This window comes from Pseudomonas sp. NPDC087803 (assembly GCF_044742995.1).
In the GTDB taxonomy this organism is placed as follows: Bacteria; Pseudomonadota; Gammaproteobacteria; order Pseudomonadales; family Pseudomonadaceae; genus Aquipseudomonas.
Genome location: NZ_JBIUVO010000023.1, coordinates 1 through 2,794, shown reverse-complemented (window position 1 = coordinate 2,794; position 2,794 = coordinate 1). Strand labels below are relative to the sequence as shown.

General features: G+C 57.4%; 3 protein-coding genes. All 3 read left to right on the top strand.

The window, feature by feature from the left end:
* The first annotated feature begins 45 nt into the window (after nt 1-45).
* Entirely contained in the window at nt 46-498 is a 453-nt protein-coding gene (gene tolR / locus ACIOUG_RS14240; RefSeq protein WP_161794900.1) for a protein TolR, read from the top strand.
* Nucleotides 498-1,562 carry a cell envelope integrity protein TolA gene (tolA, locus tag ACIOUG_RS14235; protein WP_007962027.1) on the top strand — a complete coding sequence of 355 codons (1,065 nt, stop codon included), beginning with the start codon at nt 498-500 and terminating at the stop codon, nt 1,560-1,562. Before tolR ends, tolA begins: the two co-directional genes overlap by 1 nt.
* 17 nt (nt 1,563-1,579) lie before the next feature.
* A partial coding sequence (gene tolB, locus ACIOUG_RS14230; protein ID WP_401066497.1) for a Tol-Pal system beta propeller repeat protein TolB occupies nt 1,580-2,794 on the top strand: 1,215 nt, incomplete at its 3' end.

Sequence of the window (2,794 nt, the reverse complement as noted above, 5' to 3'; positions counted from 1 at the left end):
AGTGCACACCAGCGTAGAATAAGCAGGTATTTCCCGATGGCTTTAATCGCTCGAGCCCGAAACAAGCGCAAGCCGGTCGCCGAGATGAACGTGGTGCCATACATCGACGTGATGCTGGTGCTGCTGGTTATCTTCATGGTGACCGCGCCGATGCTCAATCAGGGCGTGAAAGTGGATCTGCCCAAGGTTTCCAGCGAAGCCTTGCCGCAGGACAACAACACTCAGGTGCTGACCATTTCGATCAAGGCTGACAAGACCTACTACTGGAACCTTGGCAGCGAAGTCGATACTGAAAAGCAGCAGGACAGGGCAATGACCCTGCCGCAGATGACTGACGCGGTGACCAAGATCATTCGCGCCGGCACCGAAGGCGGCAAGCGTACCCAGGTCTTTATCCGTGGCGACAAGTCGGTCGACTACGGCGCCGTCATGGGCGCCATGGGCGGGTTGCAGAAAGCCGGGGTCGGTAATGTTGGTTTGATTACCGAGGCCCCCTGATGCAGCAACAGCGAGAGCCGTCCGCCTCGGAAAGCTACTTCTGGCCTAGTGTTCTGGCGATTGTCCTGCACGTGCTGGTGTTCGGCATGCTGTTCGTCAGTTTCGCCTTCACACCGGAGTTGCCGCCGGCCAAGCCGATTGTCCAGGCGACCCTGTACCAGCTGAAATCGAAAAGTCAGGCAACCACCCAGACCAATCAGAAGATTGCGGGTGAGGCTAAGAAATCCGCCGCGCGCCAGACCGAAGTCGAGCAGATGGAACAGAAAAAGGTCGAGCAGGAAGCGGTGAAGGCTGCGGAACAAAAGAAAGAAGAAGCGGCTCAAAAGGCCGAGGAAGCCAAGAAGGCCGACGAGGCGAAGAAAGCGGACGAGGCGAAAAAGGCTGATGAAGCCAAGAAAGCCGACGATGCGAAGAAAGCCGAGGCCAAGAAGGCAGAAGAGAAACAATTGGCTGATATAGCCAAGAAGAAAGCCGAAGAAGAGGCTAAAGAAGAGGCCAAGAAAGCGGCCGCTGAAGAAGCCAAGAAGAAGATCGTCGAAGACGCGAAGAAGAAAGCCGCCGAAGACGCCAAGAAGAAAGCTGAAGCTGAAGAGGCGAAGAAGAAAGTCGCCGACGAAGCGAAGAAGAAAGCTGCTGCCGATGCTGCGAAGAAGAAATCGCAGGAAGCGGCACGTAAATCCGCCGAAGAGAAAAAGGCTCAGGCCCTGGCAGATTTGCTTTCCGACACGCCGCAGCGTCAGCAGGCCTTGGCCGATGAGCAGGGTGACGAAGTCGCGGGCAGTTTCGATGACCTGATTCGTGCGCGAGCAGCGGAAGGTTGGGCGCGTCCTCCTTCGGCACGCAAAGGCATGACGGTCGTGCTGCAAATCGGCATGTTGCCGGACGGTACGGTGACTTCGGTCAGCGTGGCCAAGTCCAGTGGCGACGGTCCGTTCGATGCTTCGGCAGTCGCGGCAGTGAAGAATATTGGACGTTTGACGGAAATGCAGGGAATGAAGCCGAGCGATTTCGCTCCGTATCGTTCATTCAAGATGACATTCACACCTGAGGATCTAGCCTTGTGAGAAACCTTCTTCGAGGAATGCTGGTCGTGATCTGCTGCATGGCAGGGATCGCGATGGCGGATGAAAAGAACATTCTGGTCACCAGCGGCAGCGATCGGGCGACTCCGATCGCCGTCGTTCCGTTCGGTATGCAGGGCGGTGCCGTGTTGCCGGATGACATGGCAGAAATCATTGGTAACGATTTGCGGAACTCGGGCTACTACTCGCCGATTCCGAAGCAAAACATGATCAGCCAGCCAAGCCAGCCGAGCGAAATCATTTTCCGTGACTGGAAGGCGGTGGGTGCTCAATACATGATGGTCGGCAGCATTGCTCCGGCAGGCGGTCGCCTGCAGGTGCAGTGGGCACTGTTCAACGTGGCCACCGAGCAGAAAGTGGCTGACGGCAGTGTTTCCGGTACCACCGAGCAGCTGCGCGACATGGCGCACTTCATCTCGGACCAGTCGTTCGAAAAACTCACCGGTATCAAAGGTGCGTTTTCGACCCGTCTGCTGTACGTGACAGCCGAGCGTTTCTCCGAGAAGAACACGCGCTACACCCTGCAGCGTTCGGACTACGACGGTGCCCGTGCCGTGACTCTGCTGCAATCGCGCGAGCCGATCCTGTCGCCGCGTTTCGCCCCGGATGGCAAGCGCATCGCCTACGTGTCGTTCGAGCAGAAGCGTCCACGGATCTTCATGCAGAACATCGACACCGGTCGTCGTGAGCAGATCACCAACTTCGAAGGCCTGAACGGCGCGCCAGCCTGGTCGCCGGATGGCAATCGCCTGGCTTTCGTCCTGTCGAAAGACGGCAACCCGGACATCTATGTGATGAACCTGGGTTCGCGTCAGATCACTCGTGTGACTGCAGGTCCTGGCATCAACACCGAACCGTACTGGGGCAAGGATGGTTCGACCATCTACTTCACCTCGGACCGTGGCGGCAAGCCGCAGATCTACAAAACCAGCGCCAGCGGCGGTGGTGCCGAGCGTGTGACCTTCATTGGCAACTACAACGCCAACCCGAAGCTTTCGGCTGATGAAAAGACTCTGGTGATGATCCATCGCCAGGATGGTTTCACCAATTTCAAGGTGGCGGCCCAGGATTTGCAGCGAGGTAGTGTAAAGATCCTCACTGATAGCACTCTGGACGAGTCACCTACTGTTGCGCCCAACGGCACCATGGTAATCTACGCCAGCCGCCAGCAGGGCCGGGGAGTCTTGATGCTCTTGTCCATTAATGGACGCGTG